This window comes from Nocardioides sp. Z24_21, from assembly GCF_058134345.1.
This window is the reverse complement of the sequence record NZ_JBYTTH010000004.1, coordinates 312,662-334,232: the sequence shown is the minus strand read 5'-3', so window position 1 is coordinate 334,232 and position 21,571 is coordinate 312,662. Positions and strand designations below refer to the sequence as shown.

11 protein-coding genes and 1 pseudogene are annotated in these 21,571 nt (G+C 63.8%); 6 read left to right on the top strand and 6 right to left on the bottom strand.

The window, feature by feature from the left end:
• The first annotated feature begins 69 nt into the window (after positions 1-69).
• The 6 genes and pseudogenes from AC3X7Z_RS15080 (at position 70) to AC3X7Z_RS15055 (ending at position 12,421) form a co-directional block, all read left to right on the top strand.
• Entirely contained in the window at positions 70-4,335 is a 4,266-nt protein-coding gene (locus AC3X7Z_RS15080; protein ID WP_489976435.1) for a hypothetical protein, read from the top strand.
• A 561-nt stretch (positions 4,336-4,896) separates the two neighbouring features.
• Positions 4,897-5,307, top strand: a pseudogene (locus AC3X7Z_RS15075) (P-loop nucleotide/nucleoside kinase family protein); the annotation flags it as partial.
• Between the two features lie 136 nt (positions 5,308-5,443).
• A complete protein-coding gene (locus AC3X7Z_RS15070; protein ID WP_489976434.1) occupies positions 5,444-8,053 on the top strand; it encodes a DEAD/DEAH box helicase in 2,610 nt (869 codons plus the stop codon).
• Positions 8,054-8,482: 429 nt separating this feature from the next.
• The gene (locus AC3X7Z_RS15065; RefSeq protein WP_489976433.1) at positions 8,483-8,980 is read left to right on the top strand and encodes a hypothetical protein; all 498 of its coding nucleotides are present in this window, start codon (positions 8,483-8,485) and stop codon (positions 8,978-8,980) included.
• A gap of 375 nt (positions 8,981-9,355) precedes the next feature.
• Complete coding sequence (locus AC3X7Z_RS15060; protein WP_489976432.1) at positions 9,356-10,459, top strand: DUF4062 domain-containing protein; 1,104 nt, start codon at positions 9,356-9,358, stop codon at positions 10,457-10,459.
• A 261-nt stretch (positions 10,460-10,720) separates the two neighbouring features.
• Positions 10,721-12,421, top strand: a complete 1,701-nt coding sequence (locus AC3X7Z_RS15055) for a hypothetical protein (protein ID WP_489976431.1) — start codon at positions 10,721-10,723, stop codon at positions 12,419-12,421.
• A gap of 298 nt (positions 12,422-12,719) precedes the next feature.
• Here the strand turns inward: AC3X7Z_RS15055 and AC3X7Z_RS15050 are convergent, their stop codons facing one another.
• The 6 genes from AC3X7Z_RS15050 to AC3X7Z_RS15025 form a co-directional block, all read right to left on the bottom strand.
• On the bottom strand, positions 12,720-12,917 hold the full coding sequence (locus AC3X7Z_RS15050) for a helix-turn-helix domain-containing protein (protein WP_489976430.1): 198 nt from the start codon (positions 12,915-12,917) through the stop codon (positions 12,720-12,722).
• Positions 12,910-13,149, bottom strand: coding sequence for a hypothetical protein (locus tag AC3X7Z_RS15045; protein ID WP_489976429.1), 240 nt, complete (start codon positions 13,147-13,149; stop codon positions 12,910-12,912). The genes AC3X7Z_RS15050 and AC3X7Z_RS15045 overlap by 8 nt, the downstream gene beginning before the upstream one ends.
• Before the next feature lie 170 nt (positions 13,150-13,319).
• Positions 13,320-15,149, bottom strand: coding sequence for an ATP-dependent DNA helicase (locus AC3X7Z_RS15040; RefSeq protein ID WP_489976428.1), 1,830 nt, complete (start codon positions 15,147-15,149; stop codon positions 13,320-13,322).
• A complete protein-coding gene (gene mobF / locus AC3X7Z_RS15035; protein ID WP_489976427.1) occupies positions 15,146-16,066 on the bottom strand; it encodes a MobF family relaxase in 921 nt (306 codons plus the stop codon). Before mobF ends, AC3X7Z_RS15040 begins: the two co-directional genes overlap by 4 nt.
• Positions 16,067-16,618: 552 nt before the next feature.
• Entirely contained in the window at positions 16,619-18,478 is a 1,860-nt protein-coding gene (locus tag AC3X7Z_RS15030) for a DUF262 domain-containing protein (protein ID WP_489976426.1), read from the bottom strand.
• A gap of 8 nt (positions 18,479-18,486) precedes the next feature.
• Entirely contained in the window at positions 18,487-21,567 is a 3,081-nt protein-coding gene (locus AC3X7Z_RS15025) for a type III restriction-modification system endonuclease (RefSeq protein ID WP_489976425.1), read from the bottom strand.
• Positions 21,568-21,571: the final 4 nt, after the last annotated feature.

The window sequence follows — 21,571 nt, the reverse complement described above, 5'->3', positions numbered from 1 at the left end:
AGTGCGTCTCCATATGGTGGATAGGGACACCGGCCGCCGCGATGACGATGCGGGAAGGAGATCCGATTGATGGACGACGACCGCATCTCTGAGGCCATCGCGACCGGTGAAGAGCACCTACTGGCCAAGCAGTTGATGGCTGACTTCTGCAGCCATGGTGAGGTCGCCATCGAAGGTGGCGGGACAAGCATGGTTGGCGCGATGCTTGGTTTGCCGATTGGTCTTACCCAGGTGCGCTGCGATTACGCGCCGCCGTTCGGAGTGATGTCCTTTCAAGCGTTGGACGTCGCCGTTGAGTTTCACGACACCAACTGCGTCACCTGCCCACACAGGGCAGCAACCGGGCGGTTGCCCACTATCGCGGATGAGGCGAGACGCCGCACTCAGCGCGACGAGCTCCTGGCGCAGCAGAAGGCGGACGCGGAGCAGTTGGCGGTCGATGCCTGGCAGCGTCGACGCGCCCAACGGCATCAACTACTGGCCGCTGCGTCTTACACGGTTCGCGACATTGTCGACGACCTGGACAGCCTCGACCCACGGCCAGGGACTACGCACGACGAGTCCGCCAACCGAGGCGTCCAACTGATTGAGGTCGCCCGGCGGGCCCCAGATCTTTTTGCGGGACGTCTGGCTCAGGTGGTCACGGAGATGGCGTCAGTTCAACACCATCCGGTCGCGTGCTCGATCGTGAAACACTTGGGTCGAGCGGGCCACGTTAGCCGTCGCGCCGCAGCAGCTGCAGGCGCTGCCGCTTTAACAAACAAGCCGACCCTGGAAGCCGGGCAGCTCGTAGCCGAGTTCGTCGAGTCCATCGCAGATGATGACATTGTCGGCGCCGTCGGTGGCGCCATCGCGTTGGCATGTCAACCTCGTGGCCCGTTCTCGCGCAACGTCGTGTCCGACCCGGTCCCTTTGCTGGCGCTGACATCACGTGATGTCGTCAAGGTTGCTGACACGATTTGTTCGATGCTTGCTGACGACGATCCGGATCGCCGGGCCGAAGCTGCCGACGCTGCGCATGCGCTCCTCGTCGACGATCCGAGCCGCGTCACGCTGTTGGGTCGTTCGCTGGTGTCGTCGGTCAGGGGACAAGACGGCCACTACGCCGGCGACTCCATGCCCGGGTCGAGTGCGGCACGCGCTTTGGCTGAGGCGTGGAGAGGTGCACCATCTGAGACGCGCCAGTTCGTTGAGCAGGCCAAAGGGCAACTCAGCGAAGATGGCCTCCACGAGGTGGCACACGTGGTGTGGCACCTCGAACGGTTCGAGAACGACACCCCTATCTCAGACGACGCGGCCGCAGAGGCGGTCCGGTTCTCGCTGGCGCGCTTGTCGGGTGACTGGGGTAGGGACACCGCGTATCAGGCCGCCCAGGACCTTGCGGCCTTGGCCACGAACGCTCCTGACGTTGTGAGCCCGTTCGCTGACAGTCTCATTGGGGTCCTGCTTGCGCCGCCGTCGTCATCTACGCGTACAGGGTTGATTCTTCCCGGCGACATTGGGAACGCGGACGGCGAGGCGGCTGCCGGGCGCCCCGACGACGGACTCGATTGGATGGACTCCGAGACGGACAGGATTAATCAGTCCGCGATAAGACGAGAAGTGGCGTCCGCTATTGGACGCGTCACTGAACGTGAACCGGATGGGATGCTGCCAAAGCTCGGCGCCCTGTTGACGGCAGACTCCGGAGACCCATCTGCCGACAGTCGCCTCCGGTGCGCGACCCTCGATGCGATGGCGAAAGCCGTCACGACCGAGACCGTCGCCGACGTGCTCCCAGCGATGTACACGGCACTGTTAGGTACCGATTCTGCCGCTCGCGAAGCGGCGATCGGCTTGTGGGCACAAGCCGCACGATGCACCGCCACGCTTCCTCACGACCTAAGCGAACTCGCGCCTGCAATCTTGTGCGACGAGTACAGAGTCGTTCACTCGAAAATGATCGCGACCATCCCGCAACTCGGGCTACCTGACGACACCATCCGAGCCCTCATCCCGATCGTCGAGGGATGGGTGCTTACGTACGACCGCAACCCTGATCCGTTGCTGCGTGTTGTGGAAGACGGTCTGTATGCGCTGCTTTGGGCCGCCGAACATCTTGACGACGACATCATGCGGCAGCGGGCTGCCGTTGCCGTCATGTCGTCCTCGCATTCGTTGAGCTGTCATGAGCGTGAACGGCTGCTCCTCGATCCGGGCATCGTCGATTACCGCGGCACCCGTGCGTGGGCGCGCGCGGCGTTAGACGTGCTGGGTGACCTCAACCATCACGACCGGTACAACCGGCGAGACGACCGGACCCTGGTGGCGCTACTTGCTACACCCAACGGGCTACGTGACGAAGAGTTGCAGACCTTCGTCAACATGGCGGTACAGCACCTGCCAGCAAATTTGCGTCCCGCGTCGGACCCGGTCGGGCTGCTGCAGTCGGCCGGTCGTTGGACTGACGCTGCCGAAGTTGCGCACGCCATAGCCGTGCGGGTGCCTGAGGTCCCAGAGCACGCCTACCGTCGCTGGTACCTGAACGGGTTGGCTGCCGCCGCCACCGCCGAGTCCCGAACGGTAATGGAGACGCTGCAACCCGTTCCACCACCGTTTGTCGCACAGACGAACGGTCAATCGGGTCCCGACTCCGAACCAGAGGATGAACCGTGGTTCGTCCAAGTGGCACGAGCGCGATACGACGCACGAACGCTACTTGCTGACCTCCCCACACGTTCACCGGAGAAGGCGGCTGAAGCGTGCCGAACGGCGAGCCGTCTCATGTGTGCCGCAGCACTACCCGGCCGAGACGTCTGGCTAGGCCGGGCGTTCGACATTGCTGCCGACGTCCTCGACTTCGACACCGCAACCCGTTCCGGCGCCGTCGAAGCACCTTGGCGTCATGCGACTGCGCGACGCAACGCGCAACTCCTCACCCGCGCCATTGTTGGCGCACCAGCTCACCTGCGTCCCGGCGGACCACGCGACAGCGTTGACGTTCTGAACTTCGCCGCCGCAGTAGCGAGCGACCAGTTTGGCGTCGACCGAATCGATGAAGTCCTGCAGTTGCTTCGCGACGTCCCGCATCGACTTCCCGTCTACATCAGAAGCGTGCGACACCCGATCGACCCGTCGTTCAACCATCCCGTTACCGGTGAGCCAGCAAGCATCCCTGGTTTGTCTGGATCAGCTCACCGGCTTACGGACGCCGAACACGCCGAGGAGCAGGTGGCCTCTGGTGAGGCCGCAGTCTGTGTGTTGACCGTCGACGGTCATGTCGTCGACGACGTGGTCATTTTGCGAAAAGGGCAGGTTCACGACCTTGGGGTGAGTCTTCGCCTCTCGCAGTGGCCTGAGTGGGCCGAAAGCTGCAAGGTGACGTTCCTGAGCGTGCACGGTCCGGACGCCGTGCACGTACCAACGTTCACTTTTGAGGGCCCCGATGCAATCGTCGACGCCGTCGGTATCCGTCTTGAACGTACGGGTTCGCTGCAGTGCAACTCCACGCGACGTGCCGGCGCGCCGGCCCTGGACCTCGCAGTGCACGTCCGGTTCTATGCATCCGATGGCGAGTCCCACGAGAGTGGCTCCGACATCCGGCGTAGGCGTACCGAACTTGTGCCTACCGCTGGAATGCGACGCCTGTTGGTGCGGCCCTATGACGCGACCACTGATTCACTTATCGGGCATCCCGTCGACGAACGACTGCACACCATGTACGCCCGCCTGCACGATGACCCCACTCTTGACCCGGTCGAGGTTCAAGAGTTTTGCCGCTTCTTCACCTGCCTGGCGCGGGCCGCACTCGACATCAACTATGACCAGGGATTCCGGGCAGGCACCCGCGTGAACGAAGCGAAGTTCCACAATGAGTTGGAGTCTCGACTGTTGCGAGACCCCGAGCTCGAGGGCCGGCTGACTCGCCGTGATCCGATTGCAGGCGGATTCGACGACCTCAAGCACGACCGCATCGTGGCGGAGCTGAAGGTCTTCAAACGGCGGACCATCTCGTTGGCCGACTGCGGCAAGTGGGCTGGGCAGCCAGCACAGTACGCGGCAGGCATCGGGAGCCGGCTCTCCATCCTGGTCGTGCTGGATCACTCATCGAAAAAGTCGCCAAGTGCCGTGCCGCAGAGCTATATCGGATGGGCAGTTCCTGAAGTGCATGCTGCCCCTAACACGACGTTTTCGTCGCTGGTGGGTGCGCTCATCCTGCAAACCAACTGGAAGCTTCCGAGCAGCTACTCGCGTGGCAGCGTTCCAATGAGTTCAATTGAGGGCGAGGCGTTCCAAGCGGATGCAGTGCTGCCGTCTGCCGCTAACGAAGGGCATCAGTCAGAAAGTGATGTGTGAATCGCCGGCGAGATTTACGCTTCCTCGTCAGCAGGGCGGGTCTTTTCGGGTTCGCGCAAAAACGAGTCGGTTCGACGGGCGTATCAGAAGCAACAGGACTTCGTCACGGAAACGCGTAACGATGTCGATTTGTTTGGCCATGACAGCCCATCTTAAGTAGGCAACGTCGCCTACGCGTCGAAGACATTCCATGACTTATACCGCTAGTACGGCTTGGCAGTCACAGCCTGGGGGCTGTGGCTCGTCCTGACCGGCAATGGCCCAGTCGTCGTATCAGTCGCTACTGCCACATTCGCACTGGTGGTATGTGTGGACTACAGCCTTAAATCTGCACGCACCGCGCGCGAGGTGCCCGCACGCAAGCTGCACCTGCATGCGCAGCGAGCGACAGTCCACTAGTACGTCCGCTTGGGGCCGACCTCACTCAGGGTCGCCAGAGCGCAGCCTCGCCATCGGCGTTAGTGGTCCGCCCCAACCTGACCGGATGGCAGAGAACGCAGCCCTACGACCGCGCGTAGTGATGATGTGCGGACCAGGCGGCGCCGGTAGACCACCTACGCCAAGCGCCTAGAACGCGAGGGGTGGACACGTTTGTCGTTCGAGGGGGAGTTTTGGGATCGCGGCATCAGAACGCTGCTTTCTGCCGAAGTGGTCGCTGAGGTCGCAGCAGACCTGAAAGTTCGCTTGCTGCGTCGTGTCGCGGACGGGAACGACGTCGTGCTCGACTTCGGATTCTGGTTCCGCAGACAGTGCGAAGAGTTTCGCGCGCTGCTCGCACCCCATATCATCACTCCCGAAACTGTCTACATCGCAACGAGTCGCGAGACCATTTTGAGTCGAGTCGGCCCCCGGCACGGCAAACAGGCGGACGATAAGCCACTGACTGAGCACATGGCAACGGACTACTTCGCACGGTTCGAGCCGCCGACGCCCGAGGAGGGACCACTTGAGGTGGTGAGACAGCCAGTATGAATTGCGGCAGTTGTCTCGTTAACGCTGCCGCGGCGCTTGTGCATGAATTGCTACACGTCCACGACTGCGCATCTGATCTGCGCGGGCAACCGCAAAACCCGGCGGACTTGTCGCACGTCTATGAGAACATCGTCCGATGGCCTTCAGTCGACGCTCTACTAAGCAGTTGCGTCCAACCGACCCGGAACACCTCTACCGGTTGCTCGCCGCCAGCAACCCCAGCGCACCCGAAAGTCTGTGGCTACATCAAGGAGACGTGCTGCGCTCGTGGCATGGAGACCATTTGGCGGCCCGTGACGTTGCAATCGAACTTCCTACCGGCGCCGGCAAAACACTCGTCGGAGGTCTCATCGCAGACTTCCAGCGGCGCGCCAACCAAGAGCGTGTCGCCTATCTGACCCCTACGCGGCAGCTTGCGAAGCAAACTGCTGAACGGCTCACTGACTACGGCATCCCTGCGGTGGCACTTACCGGCAAGGTCACCTCGTGGAACCCCGCCGATCGTGCGCGATACACGGCTGGGAAGGCGACAGCAGTGACCGCCTACTCGCACGTTTTCAACAACAACCCAGCCATCGATGACGCGAACCTGCTGATACTCGACGACGCCCACGCGGCCGCCGACCCCGTGGCCAGCCCATGGAGCGTCTCAATCCGACGAGATACCCACCTCGACGCATACATGGACGTGCTCGGAGTCCTCACCGACTGCCTCGACCCGCTCGTCGTAACCCGTCTCAAAGACCCCAGCCTCGACACGAAGTACCGAGCCACGACCTACCTCGCCTCGCCCGTCGGGCTCCGTGCAGTCGAGCACGAACTGGCACAAGTTCTGGCCTCAGCTGCAGCACTACGTGACCGACTGTCCCGCGACGCCAAATACGGCCTGACGATGATTGAGGACCACCTCAGCCAATGTCTGCTCTATGTGTCGTATCGCGAACTCCTGTTTCGACCGCTGGTCCCGCCGACCTCCACTCACCCCGCCTTCGATTCACCGCGGCGCCGCATCTACATGTCCGCAACCCTGGGCGCTGGCGGCGAGCTTGAACGCGCATTCGGTCGACGTCGCATCGAACGGATCCCGATCCCGGCCGGATGGGAAAAGCAAGGCACCGGCAGGCGGCTGTTCTGCGTGCCCGACCTCACGAACGACCTTGCCGGAGACTCAGACCAGGTCTCGACCTTCGTAAAGAACGAGATCACTCGACATGGGCGAGCCGTCATCATCACGCCGGACACTCGCACCGCCGACGCCATTACGAACGAAGTCGTTCCCAACACTCACACGATCCTGAAAGCCGATCAGGTCGAGGATGACTTGAGCGAGTTCACCGACGAACCAAACGCTGTGCTCGTGCTGACGAACCGTTACGACGGCATCGACTTGCCCGACGACGACTGCCGCCTAGTGATCATCAAGGACCTCCCCGCACAGGGCGACCTTCAGGAACGGTTCCTGTACTCCTCGTTGGGTGCATTCGAGGTGTTGCAAGAGCGCATTCGTGCTCGCATCACCCAGGGGGCCGGCCGGGCAACCAGGAACGCCCGTGACTACTCCACGGTCATCGTCTTGGGGCACAACCTCATCACTTTCATGACGCGAGGCGACGTGCGCGACGCCATGCACCCCGAGGTCAACGCCGAACTAGGCTTTGGATGGCAGTACAGCCTCGACACGGACAGCTCGGAGATGCGCGACAACATCCGGGTGTTTCTGGATCACGACACCGAGTGGCGTGAGATTGAGCAGGACATCACGGGCGAACGTGACTTGTTGGAGCGCCGCAACCCGCCGGGCACCGACGAACTGCAGAAGTCGGTCGCCTTCGAGGTCGCCGCTTGGCAGGCCATCTGGCAAGGCGAATTCGACGTCGCGCTTGAGCAAGCGAAGCGTGCTATCGACGCGCTGCGGGGCGGACAGGCGCCCCAACGCTACGCCGCACTGTGGAACTATCTGGCCGGCTGCTGGGCTGCACGACTGGCGGAGACCGACCTGACGTTCACACCTGCCGTGGACGCCTACTACGCCGCGGCCCGCAGTGCCGGACGAGGCACCACGTGGTTGTCCCACCTCGCCGCACCGGCCGACCGGAACGCCAGCACGACCCAACCAGTCCTGGACGAGCTCGACGAACTGGCGGTCACCACGATTCTTGATCGTCTCAGTTCCATTGGCCGCGCCGCCAAATTCGAGGCAACGGTCACCGAGATGCGCACCAACCTTGCCGGAACCGACTCTGGCCCGTTCGAGGCAGGTCTTGTAGTGCTTGGTGAGCTGTTGGGCGCCACTGTCAGTGACGGCGACAAGGGCGCCGATTCCGCACCCGATGCCAGTTGGCGGTTTGGGGACCTCACTTGGGTCACTGTGGAAGCCAAGAGCGAAGCTGCTGAGGCAGGCGAGGTTGGCTCCGAGTCGACGCGGCAGGCAGGTAGCCACCTGCGGTACGTCGCTGGCAACACCGGAACGTCCATTCCGAGCGGGTCGGTCGGCCTATTGGTCACGCCAGAGAAGCGGATTCACCCCTCTGTCCCGAAACTGGCTGAGCCGCACGTGTACCTGGTCCGTCCAGCCACCGTTCGCGATCTGGCGGACCGGACCATCCGAGGTTGGCGTGCTGTGCGCGCCGCCGCTGGAATTCACGTGGAAGCAGCGGCGGACCTGCTCCGGGCCGAACGCGCGTTGCCGTCGCAATGGATCTTGGACGTCTGCGCAGAGCCATTGACGGCGGAGCCCGACGCCTGAACAGCACTTAGCCTAGTCGTCAGCGGAATCGCGGAAAACCGCCGCACCGACAACCCGAACGCACCTATCGAATGATCACGCAGCGCAAACTTCGTGCTCATCAGCGTCAAGTCGAGAGTCTCATAGCGCCGCCTGTATGGGACGCAAGGATCGACCGGGCGCGCCCGCGCCCGCTGAAGAGACGCGGGCCTTACGTCGAGGCATCGCTGCCGTGGGTTCAGGGGCCTCAGTTTTCTACTGTCAGTCCGTTGGGTCGGCGCGGGGCATACACAAGCAGACCGCATGCGATCCAAGCCTCATCGAACGCTGCGCACCTCCTCGACCGCCATCTCGCTACCCATCACGTCAATCCCGACCGCGTCTTGTCGGTAGTCGTGCGTAGGGTCGGCATCCAGTGCATTAGCCACACTAAAACCCTAGGCGGAACTTGTGAGCGACCAGGATTGGAAAGAGACCAACACGCAGATTCTCAACCAGCGCGGAACGCCACCGCCGGCAGGCATCTTGGCGACCCTGGTTGCACTCTCTGGCCGAGCCCCCAAGCCGCTCGCCACCTTTGTCACTTCCGAGGACGACAGCACCACCTACGAGGTTGTGGGTATTACTGATGCGCACCTGATTCGCGTCGTCGGTCAGAAGCCAGAGAAGGACTGGCACGGTGGCGGCTTCCGGCAGGGTAAGGCCGAGGACGAGACGATCCAGGGCGACCTTTATCCGCTTTCGAGCCTTCTCTCGCTGAGCTATGAGCTCGACCGCGTTTACCTCGGTGAGGGCTCTTGGGCGGACTCATCCACCACCGGAAAGTGGACCGCACGATTCACTGGCGGAGGTGAGGTGACGTTCGGCAACACCGACCCCTACATCGGGTCGCTTGCTTCGGATGCGGTCGGGGTCATCGCTGATCGGCTGCGTTCTCACCTAGGTTGAGCCGTTGTCCGCCGCCGGCGACGTGCTGGCCGGCAATTGAGCCAATGCCGAGCACGCCTGCCAGGGATACGAGGCTTGCTACATCCAAGACGAACTCCTGTCGGGGGCACGCAAGAATCTCAGATTGCACGTACAGCTACCCGGACAATGGACACATCGCAGTACTGAGCGGACGTGCCTCTGCGCGCGAGTGAGTCACTCGGCCGCCTGCCAGGGACGTCCGGATCTGCCGTCATGTCATATTGCTCTATTTCTCGACCGTGACTTCGACGCGCCCCAGGTCCGCACCAGGGCCGAGCATCGATCCGGGCAACACGTCTTCCTCGCACGTGTCGTATGCATCAACTGTCAGCGCAGTCGTGCATCCTCGAAGGTATGCGAGTCTTCATCAGCAGCGTCAAGGTCTCTCTTGAGGAGGAGCGACGGGCTCTGCCCGGTCAGATCCGGGCTCTCGGTCACGAGCCTGTGATGTTTGAGGACTTCACAGCGCAGGCCGATCCGTCGCGCGAGGCCTGTCTGAAGGCCGTTCAGTCCAGTGATCTCGTCCTACTGATCCTTGGCGAGCGGTACGGCTACACCTTCCCGGAGACTGGTCAGTCGGCCACTCACGATGAGTTCATTGAGGCTCGTCGAAACGGCCAGACGATCTACGTCTTCAACAAGGCGATCGAAGCGCGCGAGGAGGAGCAGCAGGCGTTTGTCGAGGCCGTCGGAGACTATGCAAGTGGATCGTTCTGGAAGTCCTTCTCCGACACCGCCGACCTTCTTACGCAGGTGACAGCCGCGATCCGCGAGTTCGAGTCGGCTCCGTCGCCACTCACCTACGAGCCGCTTGCAGCCCAACGTTCGGTGGTCTGGCGAGGCGAGTGGGGCTCTGGGCAAGCTTGGGGCGGAGGCAGTGAGCCGACCTTCTTGGAGACGCATGTCAGCCCACTCGACAGCGCCGCTCGCTCGACCCGCGAGATGCACACATTGCCCGATGCCATCATCAGCAAGCTCAGGTCGTACGGAGCCGTGTCTTGGAGTGCGGCCGTCGAGCCCTTGGCAACCGACGACGACGTCACCATCACCGTGCCCGTACCCGACTCCCAGGGAAGTCGTCGCAGCTCAGTCCCTAGGCACTTTGCGGGGGTGCGAGTCGACAAGGGTGGGCAGGTCTCGGCATGGACGACCTTGGCCAGGGCCGACATCGGGTCGGTCGTGACTGCCGAGGAGTTGACCGCTGCTATTGGCGATCAGCTTCGGATCATTGGGACGATCAGTGTGATGTCGGGAGAGAGATTCGCTATCAGCGTGGGCCTCGGCGGCTCGATGATGATCAGTACGGGAACCTCCTCGGCCGTGTCCTTCGGGTTTGGAGGCAACGAGCCGGTCCGCATCCATCCCGACGAGAGCGTCTCGGCCGCAGCATTCGACGTGGCAGCCGACGAGGTGGCGCGAGGTCTGGCAGCACGGCTGATGAGGGCCCTCACGCGCTGAGCACAGGTCAGCCAGTTGCCTTGCGGAGACTCGCCTAGAGACGCCAATAGAGCGATACAACAACCAAGGTGCGTCTTACCGCCGCCTGCCGGCGCCGATCGATCAGTGCATCTGTCGAAGCGCGGACAACTTCTTAACGCAGTTATGAGAAACTCAATGCGCGTCTGCCCCTCGGCAGCCCTCGGATAGTCCAATTCGAAGTCGGCACTACCCCCACGTTGATGGTGCGGCTGGCCGGCCCTTGTAGCGCCAGGAGCCCACGTGTCGTACTTCAGTTGGACCCAATTCGAGTTCACTGACGTCTGGCACCAGCTCGGCAAGTGCGGCACGAGCGGCCACTACCTGCTGCCCGACGACCAACGTGCCCTCACTGAAGCGAAAGGTCGTGGTGCCCCGGACGACGAATACACCAGCTTGTGGGTCGCAGCCATGGGTCGCAGCAGGAAGTTCTGTCCCGCCGACGACGACTTCCGCGAGCTCATCGAGCATCTCGCTGTCGCAGACCCTGCGCGCCTCGACGCCTTCGCCACCGACGCGACCGGCACTGACGACCTGGTCAGTGTAAGCATCGAGAACATGCCCACGGCCTTCGCGGCTCTCGGGAGGAACCGGCCGCAGCAAGTGGTGATCGGGCTGATGTATCACTGGGGCGACGCACTCGCAGAACACGACCAGCACCCGGACCGTTTTGCGCAATGGCGAGACGCAAACCCGGGGAAATTGCCCGCGCCCCTCGACATCGCAGCTGCAGTTGCCGACGGAGTAGCCGCCGGGGTCGCGAATGCACAGGCACGCGCGCAGCACCGTGGCGGCAAGCACCTGTCTCCGCAGGACCCCCGGGTACGCATCGTCGCCGAGTTCACCGCCCTAACCTCTCCCATACTGAGGCGCCTTCCCAACCAGCGAGACGGATTGAGAAGCCGGCTGCGTGCAACTGTCCAGTCGTACCCCGACGCGTGGGAGACAGTCGTTCCTTGGGTGCTCCAAGTCGCCGGCGAAAGCCACCTGCCCACACAGGCCACGGGTTGGACGATGACCACGGACATCCAGCCCATGTTCGACCCGATACCTGCCGTGAAGGGTGTCGTCGCCGCCGACATCCAGCCGGCCGCGGACAGGGCCCGCGCCCTCCTGTCCATCCTCGAGGGTGAAGACGACCACGCGACCGCCATCGCCCGCCTCTCCCAAGAAACCGACCAGCGTCGAGAGCGGTTCCCCCGCCCACTCGCGCTACCCACCTCCACCTGGCTATCCGACCTGCAAGTCGAGGAAACCTTGCGCGAATGTGTGAGAACAGCCTGCATGGTGTTCGCAGACGACTTCGCACCAGGCCCGGCATCGGAGGAAGAGGGGCATGTGGGGTCCCTCATGACCCGTCTCATCACCGAGATCGAAGCGGTGCGAACCAGTCACGCACTGACCAGCCAGCTCGTACCTGTCGAGATGACCGGCCGCTACCGCGTCATCCCAAAAGGCGAGGAGAACACCGTCAACGCCGACTTGGCGCTTGTCATCCACATCGATGCGCCCGGCGCGCTCCGCGGCTCTCACGCCGACTTCGTTCAGGTCAAGAAGGCGAAGCTGAAGAAGGATGCGTCGTCGGCCGAGAAGTGGAGGATCGAGACCCGGCAGTTGTCATGGCTACTGGCCACCAGCCCCACCGCGGTCTACTGGCTCATCGAGAACACAGGCCTGATACGTGTCGTGCCCGCGAAGGTGCTCCTAGCCATCGCCGACGGAACTGCGCGACTCGCCAACGAGACCTTCACCATCGACTACTGCGATGTCCGGCACGCCGCGATCGACTTGCACTCCTACCTCGTCGACCTCGCGACTGGCGGATGGCTCGGCTCTCCCAACGACGACACCATTGCGCTCGCCACCGGCACGACCGGGGCCACAGGAGCACGGACGTTGTTCGAACTCTCCATCAGACGCGAGCTCGCCGTTGAGGACCGATGACCGGCAGCGCCCGGCGACGGACATGCCATCGGGAGATGCCAGTCGCTCACGCGTGTCTCGCGCACGCCAGTTCCGTTGACCGTGCGCCCCGTCCGGCCGACGGAGCCCAGGCGCGGGTGATCTAGTAAGGGCCGGGATCATCGATAGGTACTGCAATCACTCCTATGGAGACCGGCCGGGTCTGCTAACAATCAGGTTCCGAAGGACCTGTCCCATTCCGCCGCTTTCGGCGCCAGATGCCAGGCTCAGTGCGCCACATGCCGGGTGCGGGCGGCGTCCTGTTCGACGTTCTGCCCCTTTACCAGCGGGCTGACGGGATCTTCCGAGGCGCGGACTCGAGGTCCTCGAGCTTGATCCGGATGGCGCGCTTGCCGCAGCGGTACGCCGGCAGGGTGCCGGCGGCGATCCAGCGTCGGATTGTCTTGACCGAGACCGACATGGCCTCGGCCGCTTCCTCGAGGTTGAGGTAGACCGGGATGGCGGGTCGCTCAGCCATCGGAATTCACCTCGTCTCGCGTAACGGTGGCCGAGGCGAGGAAGCGACGGGCCTCGGCGACGGTGATGTAGAGCCGGCCGACTCCCTGGAAGCGGGTCCACCGTGGGCCGACGCCACGCTGGCGCCAGTCGCGGACGGTGCGCTGTGGTGTGCGGATGAGGTCGCAGAACTCCTCGAACAGGATCAGGTTGTTGTCGTCCCAGTCGTCTGGGATGCCGATGGGTGTCACCATCACGTCGCCTCTCGTCGTGGCCGCCGACGGGTTCGGCAACCGATCTGGAGAAGCAACCTCGTGCTCGGCGGTTCGGACGTCTGTGGCCGTTGCTGTCGAGACCGGAGCCTCTCCTGGTCACCTATGTCGACCGGGCCGCTCCGGGCGATCACTCGACGCGAGCAAGGTGGTCAGCGACCGATCCCGTGAGAAGTCGGCGAGGAGGTCGGGATCGGCTGGGGTGGGCGCCGTGGGCTGTCGCGGAGCGCGGCCGCCTGCAAGGCCGCCGAGGTCGGACGGTCGTTCGGTCCGTACCGGTCGATGTCGTCAGCGGCCCGCTGTGCGGCGTGCCGTGGTCCGAGGTCGGCACGGTCGCGGCTGAACACGTCGACCCATTGGCTGCGAGCGTCGTCGACGGACTCGGCGACGAGGTGGGCGGTGTTGTGGTGACGGCCCCGGGTCATGGCGACGTACGCCGAGGCGGCGCCGGTCGTCTCGCCGAGCACGAAGTGAGCGGTGCCGACGGTCTCGCCTTGGGCTCCGTAGGCGGTGGTGGTGAACGCGAGCTCGACGTGCTCGCGAACGTAACCGGCGGGGAGCGCACGTTGGCCGGCGCGACCGGTGACGAGCACGCTGCCGTCCTCGCCGATCCCGGCCACGGTCCAGGTGTCTCGGTTGGCGACAGCAAGGTCGCGGTCGTTGCGTCGGGTGGCGACTCGGTCGCCGAGACCGATCAGCTCACCACTGCGGGTGATGGGCTCACCAGGACGCTCACCAGCTTGCTCACCGAGGCGTGAACCAGCGTCCCAGCGGCGGTCGCGGATGGCTGCGTTGAGCGCACCGACCTGGTCGCGTGTGTCAGCGATGATCAACTGGTCACCATCACCAGCACGGTCGGCGCCGATGACGGCCAGGGCTGCAGTGCGTTCGACCTCGCTGGCATGCAGGACGATCTGGCCGCGCTCGAGCAGGGCGTCGAAGACCTCACCAGAGCGCTCACCAGAGCGCATAAGCAGGCTGAGGTCGGCGTACGCGGGATCGCTAAACCGGTGGACCGACTCGAGCTCATGGTGTGCTGCGGGTCGCACCCAGCGTGCGGCGAGGTCGAGGACGCCGCCGCGGCCGACGGCAGGCAGCTGGTAGCGGTCGCCGAGGAGCGCGACGGTCGCGTGTGCGCGGTCGGCGATCGCGAACAGCGCGCGGGCGGTGTCCTGGTCGAGCATGCCGGCCTCGTCGACCAAGAGGACGTCGCCCGGCAGCAGGCGTGCACGAGCGTCAGGACGGGACTCGGGCGCGGCGTCGGGTCCAGTGTCGACTCGTGACGAGTGGCCGTCTTCGTTCCAGCGGTAGCCGTGCTGGTGGATGAGCCAAGCGGCGGAGAAGGCGTCGGCGCCGACCTGCTGCTGCGCTGCCTGGGCAGCCTTGAGGGTGGGCGTGACGACCACGAGCCGACGGTCGGCGTCGTCGAGCGCGCGGCGTGCGGCCGCGAGGGTGGTGGTCTTGCCGGTGCCGGCGGCGCCCTCGATCACGAGCAGACGAGCGTCCCCGGCCAGGGCCGCGACGACGCGTCGTTGCGCCGGGTCGAGGTGCCGAATGCCGCGGAGTCGAACCGCATCTCTCACCGGCCGCGCGGCACGTGCGGCGATCGTGTCGACGAGGTCGGCTTCGACGGCGAGTACCCGTTCGGAGGTCAGGCTGCGGACGTGCTCGGGGACGTCATCGCGGTTCAGCAACGACACACATCGTGTCTGGGAACGCTCAGCGATGTCTTCGACCAGCTCGTGCCGGACCGCTCGTTCCGCGATGACGCCGACGGCGGCGATCAGTCGTTCGGCCTCGCCGCGGATGTCGTGGGCATTCCATGCCGACCGCTTGGCGCCGAGTCGGGTGAGCAGGAGGTCGGCGGCGACGTCGCGGTTGAGCCGGCCGATCTGCAGGCCCAGCTGTCTTGTCGGTTGGGTCGCCGGGTTGGTCGGTGGGGCGAAGCCGAGATCACTCAGTTCGTTGTTCCACGCAGTCACGAGGTCGGCGCCGCTGCGGGGTACGACCTTGTCGGGCCGCGCGTCCGCCCACGCGCGCCGGTCCAGGATCGGCGCAGACGCGGCCCGTGCTCCTGGCCGGAGTGCTCGGCTCGCCACGCTGCTTCGTACCGGTCGATGTTGCGGCTAATCTGTCCGGCGCGCTGGCTGAACCGGCCGGCGTACGGCGCGAGCTGCTGGATCTCGCCGTCGTCGCCGAGCGTATAGCCGCGCGCGGCGACTGCGGCCCGGAACTCCGGGTCGCACATCACGGCCGCGTGCCCGATCCCGTTGAGCGCTTCGATGCTGTCGACAACACCGACCGAGTGCAATCCACGCCACGACCCGCGCGCGAAGACGCGTGCGTTGATTTGCACGTGGAGGTGGCGGTGCGGGTCGCCGGCCCGGGAGGTGTAGTGACGAACGACAGCGGCCTCGACCTTCTCCACCGGGACCTGCACCTGCCGGCCACGGGGCCCGAGCCGCGTGGTGGCGTGCTCGGCCACCCAACCGATCACCTCGCTGGCTGCTCGATCCATCGCCGCGTCGTACGCCGCCGCGACGTCGGGATGGAGTGCGGCGGCGAGCGACCAGGACTTCGGCCCGTTGACGACGACCTCGACGAACCGCAGCGCATGCGCGTCGTCGCGCAACCGGCCCTTCGGCGCCGACGTCTCGACGTCGTAGCCGGCGACCCACCGCTCATAGGCGTCGCCGTTCAACGTCCCCCCGTGCTGAACTGCGCGAACACCGCGTCCCCCCGCCTCACCGAGACTGGTGGCGACGTGTCGCTCGGCCACCCCGGTGCCCTCGGCGAGGTAGTAGTCGTCGACTCGTGAGCGGTCCGCCTCGACGTACGAGCGCGCGGCGGATGCGGAGCCGCGGTAGAACTTGACCCCACCGTGCATCGCGCTCGTCACCGCCCGTCAGCACTCGTCACTTGACCTTGAAATGACGCTCGGCCCGCCCCGAGGGGCGGACCGATCTACGGACCTTCGTAGCATGCGTGCCGCTTGGTTTGAGGGCGTGAATGGCCTTACGGGGGAGTCGGATTCGGGACTCGTTGGAGTCCGTCACTCGTCGTCACGGCGGCGCCGATCAGGGGTTAGATCCAGTCGGGATCGAGCGGGTTGAAGATCCGGTCGATGCGGTCATGCACGTGCGGGATTGCGGCCCGGCCGACCTGCCCGCCAACCGGTTCATGCAGCCGCGCGCGAGCATCTCGTTGCCGAGCGCAGCCCGGTCTCCAAAGGCACCTCACCGGCGACCATCACCTCCCTTACGTAGCGCCACGACTCGGTGTTTGAGATGCGGCATCGGAGGGGCAGAGCCAGCACTCGATGCGGGTGTCGAAGGTCAGGGCGCGTCGATTTGGGAGCGGTCCGGCTGTCGTACGGCGAGCGGAACGCGCCCGTTCACGGACGCCGCAGTATCCGAAGCTTGTGGCAACCGGCTCCGCAGACCGGGCTGCGTCACTCAGATCCACCGGCTGCCGCAACGAGGAGATCGTCGGGATTCCAGAGCTGCTTGGCGATGTCACGGTAGAGGTTGCCGCGTTCGACGATGTCGGCTGCCTTGAACTCTTCGTGAGCATGGAAGGGCAGATTGGAGCTCTTGACGAACGCCATGAACCCGGGATTCTTCTCGTAAGCCTGAGGATCCAAGCTGGCGGCGAGCAAGTTCTGGCTGAAGTACCTCGGGCGCTTCTTGGCGTAGGTCTCGTCGTTGTAGCTGGCGTTGAACTGCTTGGGAAGGAGCAGCAAGTTACCAATTCGATTTCGGTGACGCGCGAAGTCAGCCTCGTGGCTGAACTCGTCCGTGTGCCGGTCGGGGTGGTCGGCCCAGATGTGCTCGACTTCGTACTTCACCTTCGCGCCGTTGGTCAGTTCGATGTAATTCGAGGCTTGGCCTGACTTCACGGTAATGTGGTCGGTGATGCGCGCGAGGAGCTTGTGGAGTTGGCTCCGATTTTGCTGATGGACGTAGAGGCCGTCGGTGTCGAAGGTCTCGTCGATCTTCAGCAGGTACTCGCGAAGCGATTCCGCGAGAGCATCCGGGCCGAGACCCCGGATGTCTCGCATGACGTTGAACATGGCGTACTGCATCGTGGAGTACGCCGTGGCGCGGAAGTTCCAGATGCGCCGCGCCAACAAGATGTCCGTGAAGCGACCGACCACCTCCAGCTTCCTGTTGACGCCCTCTGTGTTGTCGTTGACTTGCAAGGGCGCCAGGAGCAGCTGGTTCTGGAGCGTGAATCCGAGGTCTGAGTTGAACCGGATGAACCGCAGTGGGCTGTCCGGCTGGAAGGGGCCCGTCGACGCATTGAGGATGCGCGCGTAGTGGTGGCTGTAGAAATCGAGGTCTCCGACCACGAACTGGTAGAAGTCCACGCGGGACTTTAGTCCGACGCCGTCGTGAGATCCACGAAGCCAGCGGTGAAATTCGGTGCCGATCCGGTCCCAGTCCTCGGGGCGCGCGCCCTTCTTGCGCTCACGAATCTTCGTGGAGTACTGACTGCGAAGCCAGGTCTTGAGGAAGTCCGAGCTGGCGTCTTCAGCCTGTTCGTCGAGGTTGCGCAGGCGTTTGCGCCAGAGGTCGTTTGCCTCGGTGCGGGGCTTACCGTCCTCCATGTTCGCAAGCAAGTAGCCCTTGAGCATGTCGGCCGGGGTGAGCTTGAGGCCGCGGTCGTTCATCGTCTCGAAGATTGCGTACGCGTCATCGTCACTGTAGGCCGTGATCTGGACGAGCTGGACGCGATCCTTTAGCCAGTCGATGAAGAACGGAAGCGCCGCTTCTTTCAACTCGTCGGGGAAGAGTCCGTCTAGCTCCGCGTACCTGTCCACCAGAGTGTGCACGGACTCGGCAGCGTCCGACGGCGGCTCGTACTCGCCGGACTCGAACAAGGCCTCCATGCAGTCATTTCTGTCTGGAACATCGAGATTGAACGACTTCTCACCGAACTTCTCGGAGTAGATGAGTTCGTCGACGTTAACAACCTCACCGCGTCCCTCCTGAAGCCGCCGAAGGTACGTCAGAAACAGCGTCAGGCTCGTCAGCCGCTGCTGGCCGTCGACGACGAACGGCTGACCCCCCTTCTGCGAGATGATGATCGACCCGAGGTAGTAGCCGGGGTACTTCGCGACGTCCTTGCGGGCATGGTCCGGCTGATACAGGTCGAGGAACTTCGCGGTGAGGTCAGCGACCAGCTCGGCGATCTGCTTGGACTCCCACTTGTACTCGCGCTGGTAGTAGTCGATCGAGTACTTCTTCTTCTCAAGGACTTCAGCGATCGTCTTGGCGACGCCGTCGATGGTGCGGTCGATCTCGGTCACTGTCATCCCTACCCCGCCACGAGTTCCATGAGCTTGGAGTAACTGTCGGCTACGTCGTACTTCACTTGGCCCTCGAACTTCTTGTTGACGTCTGCGAAGAACTTCCGGGCGCACTCGATCTTCGCGTCCTCGACGCCCTTGAGCTGCAGGGTCGAGAGGGAGCCCTTCGTCTCGGCGACGAAGTACACGTGCTTGACCGAACCCTCGGTGAAGGCGATTGCCCAGTCGGGGTTGTAGTTGCCCACAGGGGTCGGGATGAAGAAGCCGCGGGGCAACTTGGCGTACACCGCGACCTCGGTGCTGGTGTCCAGTTCGGTGACGAAGTCGCGCTCGACCTTTGAGTCCGTGACGACGTAGTCGTACACGTGCTTCTTGAGCCTCTCGCCAGCCTTGGAGAAGTCCTGGGCAGTCTGGTTCTCCGTGAAGATGGCGGTGTCGAAGCGGTCCTCGAGCGCGTCGTACGCGAGATGCTCGACGATGACCGTGGCCTTCTGCTCGTTGATCAGGCGTGCGGCTTCGGTGATGAACTGCTCCGGGTTGAGGCGGAACTTGGCGAAGGTGTTCGGGTTGACCCGACCGAGGATGGCGGCGGCGGTGCGACGGGTGAGTTGGGTCTTCTCCGTGACCTCGCCCAGTAGGTCGTACTTGACCTGAGACCCGGCAGTCACCGTCTCCGTCTGGGTCGAGGTCGTGGAGACGTCGAAGCCCGTTCCCGTCGTCAGGTCGTCGGCGTCGAGTGAGTCGCGCTGCTTGCCGGCCTGGATGACGTACTGCATGGCAGCAACGTTGAGGTGGGTATCGAGCGAGGCCACACACTTTCCGATCAGCTCGGCCGAGTCGAACTCAACCTGGTACACGGCCTTGTGGTTGATCCGACCCCAGAGCTCCTGGAACTCCTTCTTCCTGAAGTTCGCCTCATTGAGTGGGATCTTCTTCGGCTTGCGGTCGTTCGTCGGCGCCGGGATGTCGATGTACAGCGTATCGACCAGCGGCCAGACGTAGTCGATCACCGGCTTGAGGACCTCCGAGGTCGGCTCCGCGAGAATCCCAGCTTCCTTGTCTTCCTTGTACTTCTGCGTCACGAGCCCGTCGTCATCGACGTAGTCGTTTCGTACGAGGTAGTTGTAAAGAGCCGTTGCGACCTGCTCCTCGACGACGCTCTCGCCGGACTCCGTGTGGATCGTTTTGCCGGTGAAGAACTTCACGCTGGCCTTGCGCGGGCGCGCCGCCAGAGACTCGGCAATCTCTTTCTGCAGCCCAGCCACAAAGTCGGTGTACGACTCATCAGTCACGACGGTGAGTTCGTTGATGTCGTGGACGGTGACGGGGTTGTCCATGCGCTCGCCGTACTGGTCCACCGCCAGCCGCAGGCCCCGCCCGATTTCCTGCCGACGCGAGATGGTGTTGTCGCTCTTCTTGAGCATGCCCATAACGAAGACGTTGGGGTTGTCCCATCCCTCGCGAAGTGCCGAGTGCGAGAATAAGAACCGCACCGGCTCCTCGAACGACAGGAGGCGTTCCTTGTTCTTGAGGATCAGGTCGTACGCCGCAACGTCCTTGGACTGCCCCTTCTCGTCGCCCGTCTTGTGCACATCGCCGTCGACGAGGCGCTTGCTCTTCTTATCGATCGAGAAGTAGCCCTGGTGCACCTCGCGGACGTCGTCTCGGCTGAGGTACGTCTTGTAGGCCGCTGTTGCTCCGTCGAGCTCCAACTCGCCGAGCACCTCCTGGACGAGGGCGGCGTACTCCTCCTCGAACAGTCGGGCGTAGTCGCCGAGGGTGTCCTCGCGGTCATAGTCGCGGTACTTGGCGACCTCGTCGATGAAGAAGAGCGAGAGGACCTTGATCTCTTGGCTGAAGAGTTCGCGCTCCTTCTCGATGTGCGCCCGGATGACCTCGCGGATCTGGATGCGCCGCTTGGTCTCCTCGGTGACGTCGCGATCAGCGAGCTGCCCGGCAGCGACGACGTCCCCACTGCTCAGCGTGACGGTGTCGTCGATCGCGCTAACGTCGGTGACCACGAGGTCCTTGTATGCCTCGATACCGTTAGCGAGATCGTGTAGTCGGGTGCCCTTGGTGACCCGCTTGAGCTGGCGCTTGATGGGACCGCCCTTGGTCTGGACTTCCAGCTCGACACGGGCGGTCGGCGGCTGGCCCTTCTTGACCTCGATCGCGTCGAGGTAGAGGTACGCGGTAGACCCGGCGAGCCCCTTGACCGTGATCCCACGCACCGCGATCTTCTTGACGAGCTTTTGGTTGTACGCGTCGAGCGCGTCGAGCCGATGGACCTTGGTGTGCTCGACCTTGTGGGTCGCGGAGTAGCGAAGCACCATCAGGGCGTTGAACCGCGACAGCGCCTCCAGCGACTTCGGAGCGCCGATCTTCTGCGGCTCGTCGATGATGACGATGGGTCGGTTGGCACTGATGACATCGATCGGCTTGCGGGACTGGAAGTCGTCCAGCACGTCGTAGATGCGCCGGTTGTCCCTCCCCGTCGCGTTGAAGGCCTGGATGTTGATGATCATGACCTGTACGCCGGCGTCAGAGCTGAACCGCTCGAGCTCTTGTAGTTGCGAGGAGTTGTAGATGAACGAGCGTGGTTTTGTGCCATAGATCTGCTGGAAGTGCTCGGCCGTGACGTCAATCGACTTCTTCACGCCCTCGCGGATCGCCACGGAAGGCACAACGATGATGAACTTCGACCAGCCGTAGCGCTTGTTCAGTTCCATGATCGTCTTGATGTAGACGTAGGTCTTGCCTGTGCCGGTCTCCATCTCGATGTCGAGGTTGGGTGCACCTGGCGCGGCCTTGCTGTCGATGACCTTCGATGCCAGTGGCAGGTTCCTGGATTTTTGAACTTGGTGGAGGTTGGCGAGCACCTGAGGCGGGGACAGCTCGATCTCGGCGTTGCGCAGCCCTGAGTCGGGAGTCGTCCTGGTCTCGAATAGTGCGGGCGTGGCGCTCGGTGTCACCATGCCAGGGTCGATTCTGTAGGACATGCCCGTACGTCGGGGCTGACCGGCGAACACCTCGACGACCGCGTCGACCGCGTCGGTCTGGTACGGCTGGATCTTGAACTGAAGTTTCATCGGC

Excerpts from the sequence above, each read along its gene's own strand:
- AC3X7Z_RS15025 (WP_489976425.1), bottom strand. The coding sequence starts at position 21,567 with ATGAAACTTCAGTTCAAGATCCAGCCGTACCAGACCGACGCGGTCGAC.
- AC3X7Z_RS15045 (WP_489976429.1), bottom strand. The coding sequence starts at position 13,149 with ATGGTGACACCCATCGGCATCCCAGACGACTGGGACGACAACAACCTG.
- AC3X7Z_RS15070 (WP_489976434.1), top strand. The coding sequence starts at position 5,444 with ATGGCCTTCAGTCGACGCTCTACTAAGCAGTTGCGTCCAACCGACCCG.
- AC3X7Z_RS15080 (WP_489976435.1), top strand. The coding sequence starts at position 70 with ATGGACGACGACCGCATCTCTGAGGCCATCGCGACCGGTGAAGAGCAC.
- AC3X7Z_RS15050 (WP_489976430.1), bottom strand. The coding sequence starts at position 12,917 with ATGGCTGAGCGACCCGCCATCCCGGTCTACCTCAACCTCGAGGAAGCG.
- AC3X7Z_RS15060 (WP_489976432.1), top strand. The coding sequence starts at position 9,356 with ATGCGAGTCTTCATCAGCAGCGTCAAGGTCTCTCTTGAGGAGGAGCGA.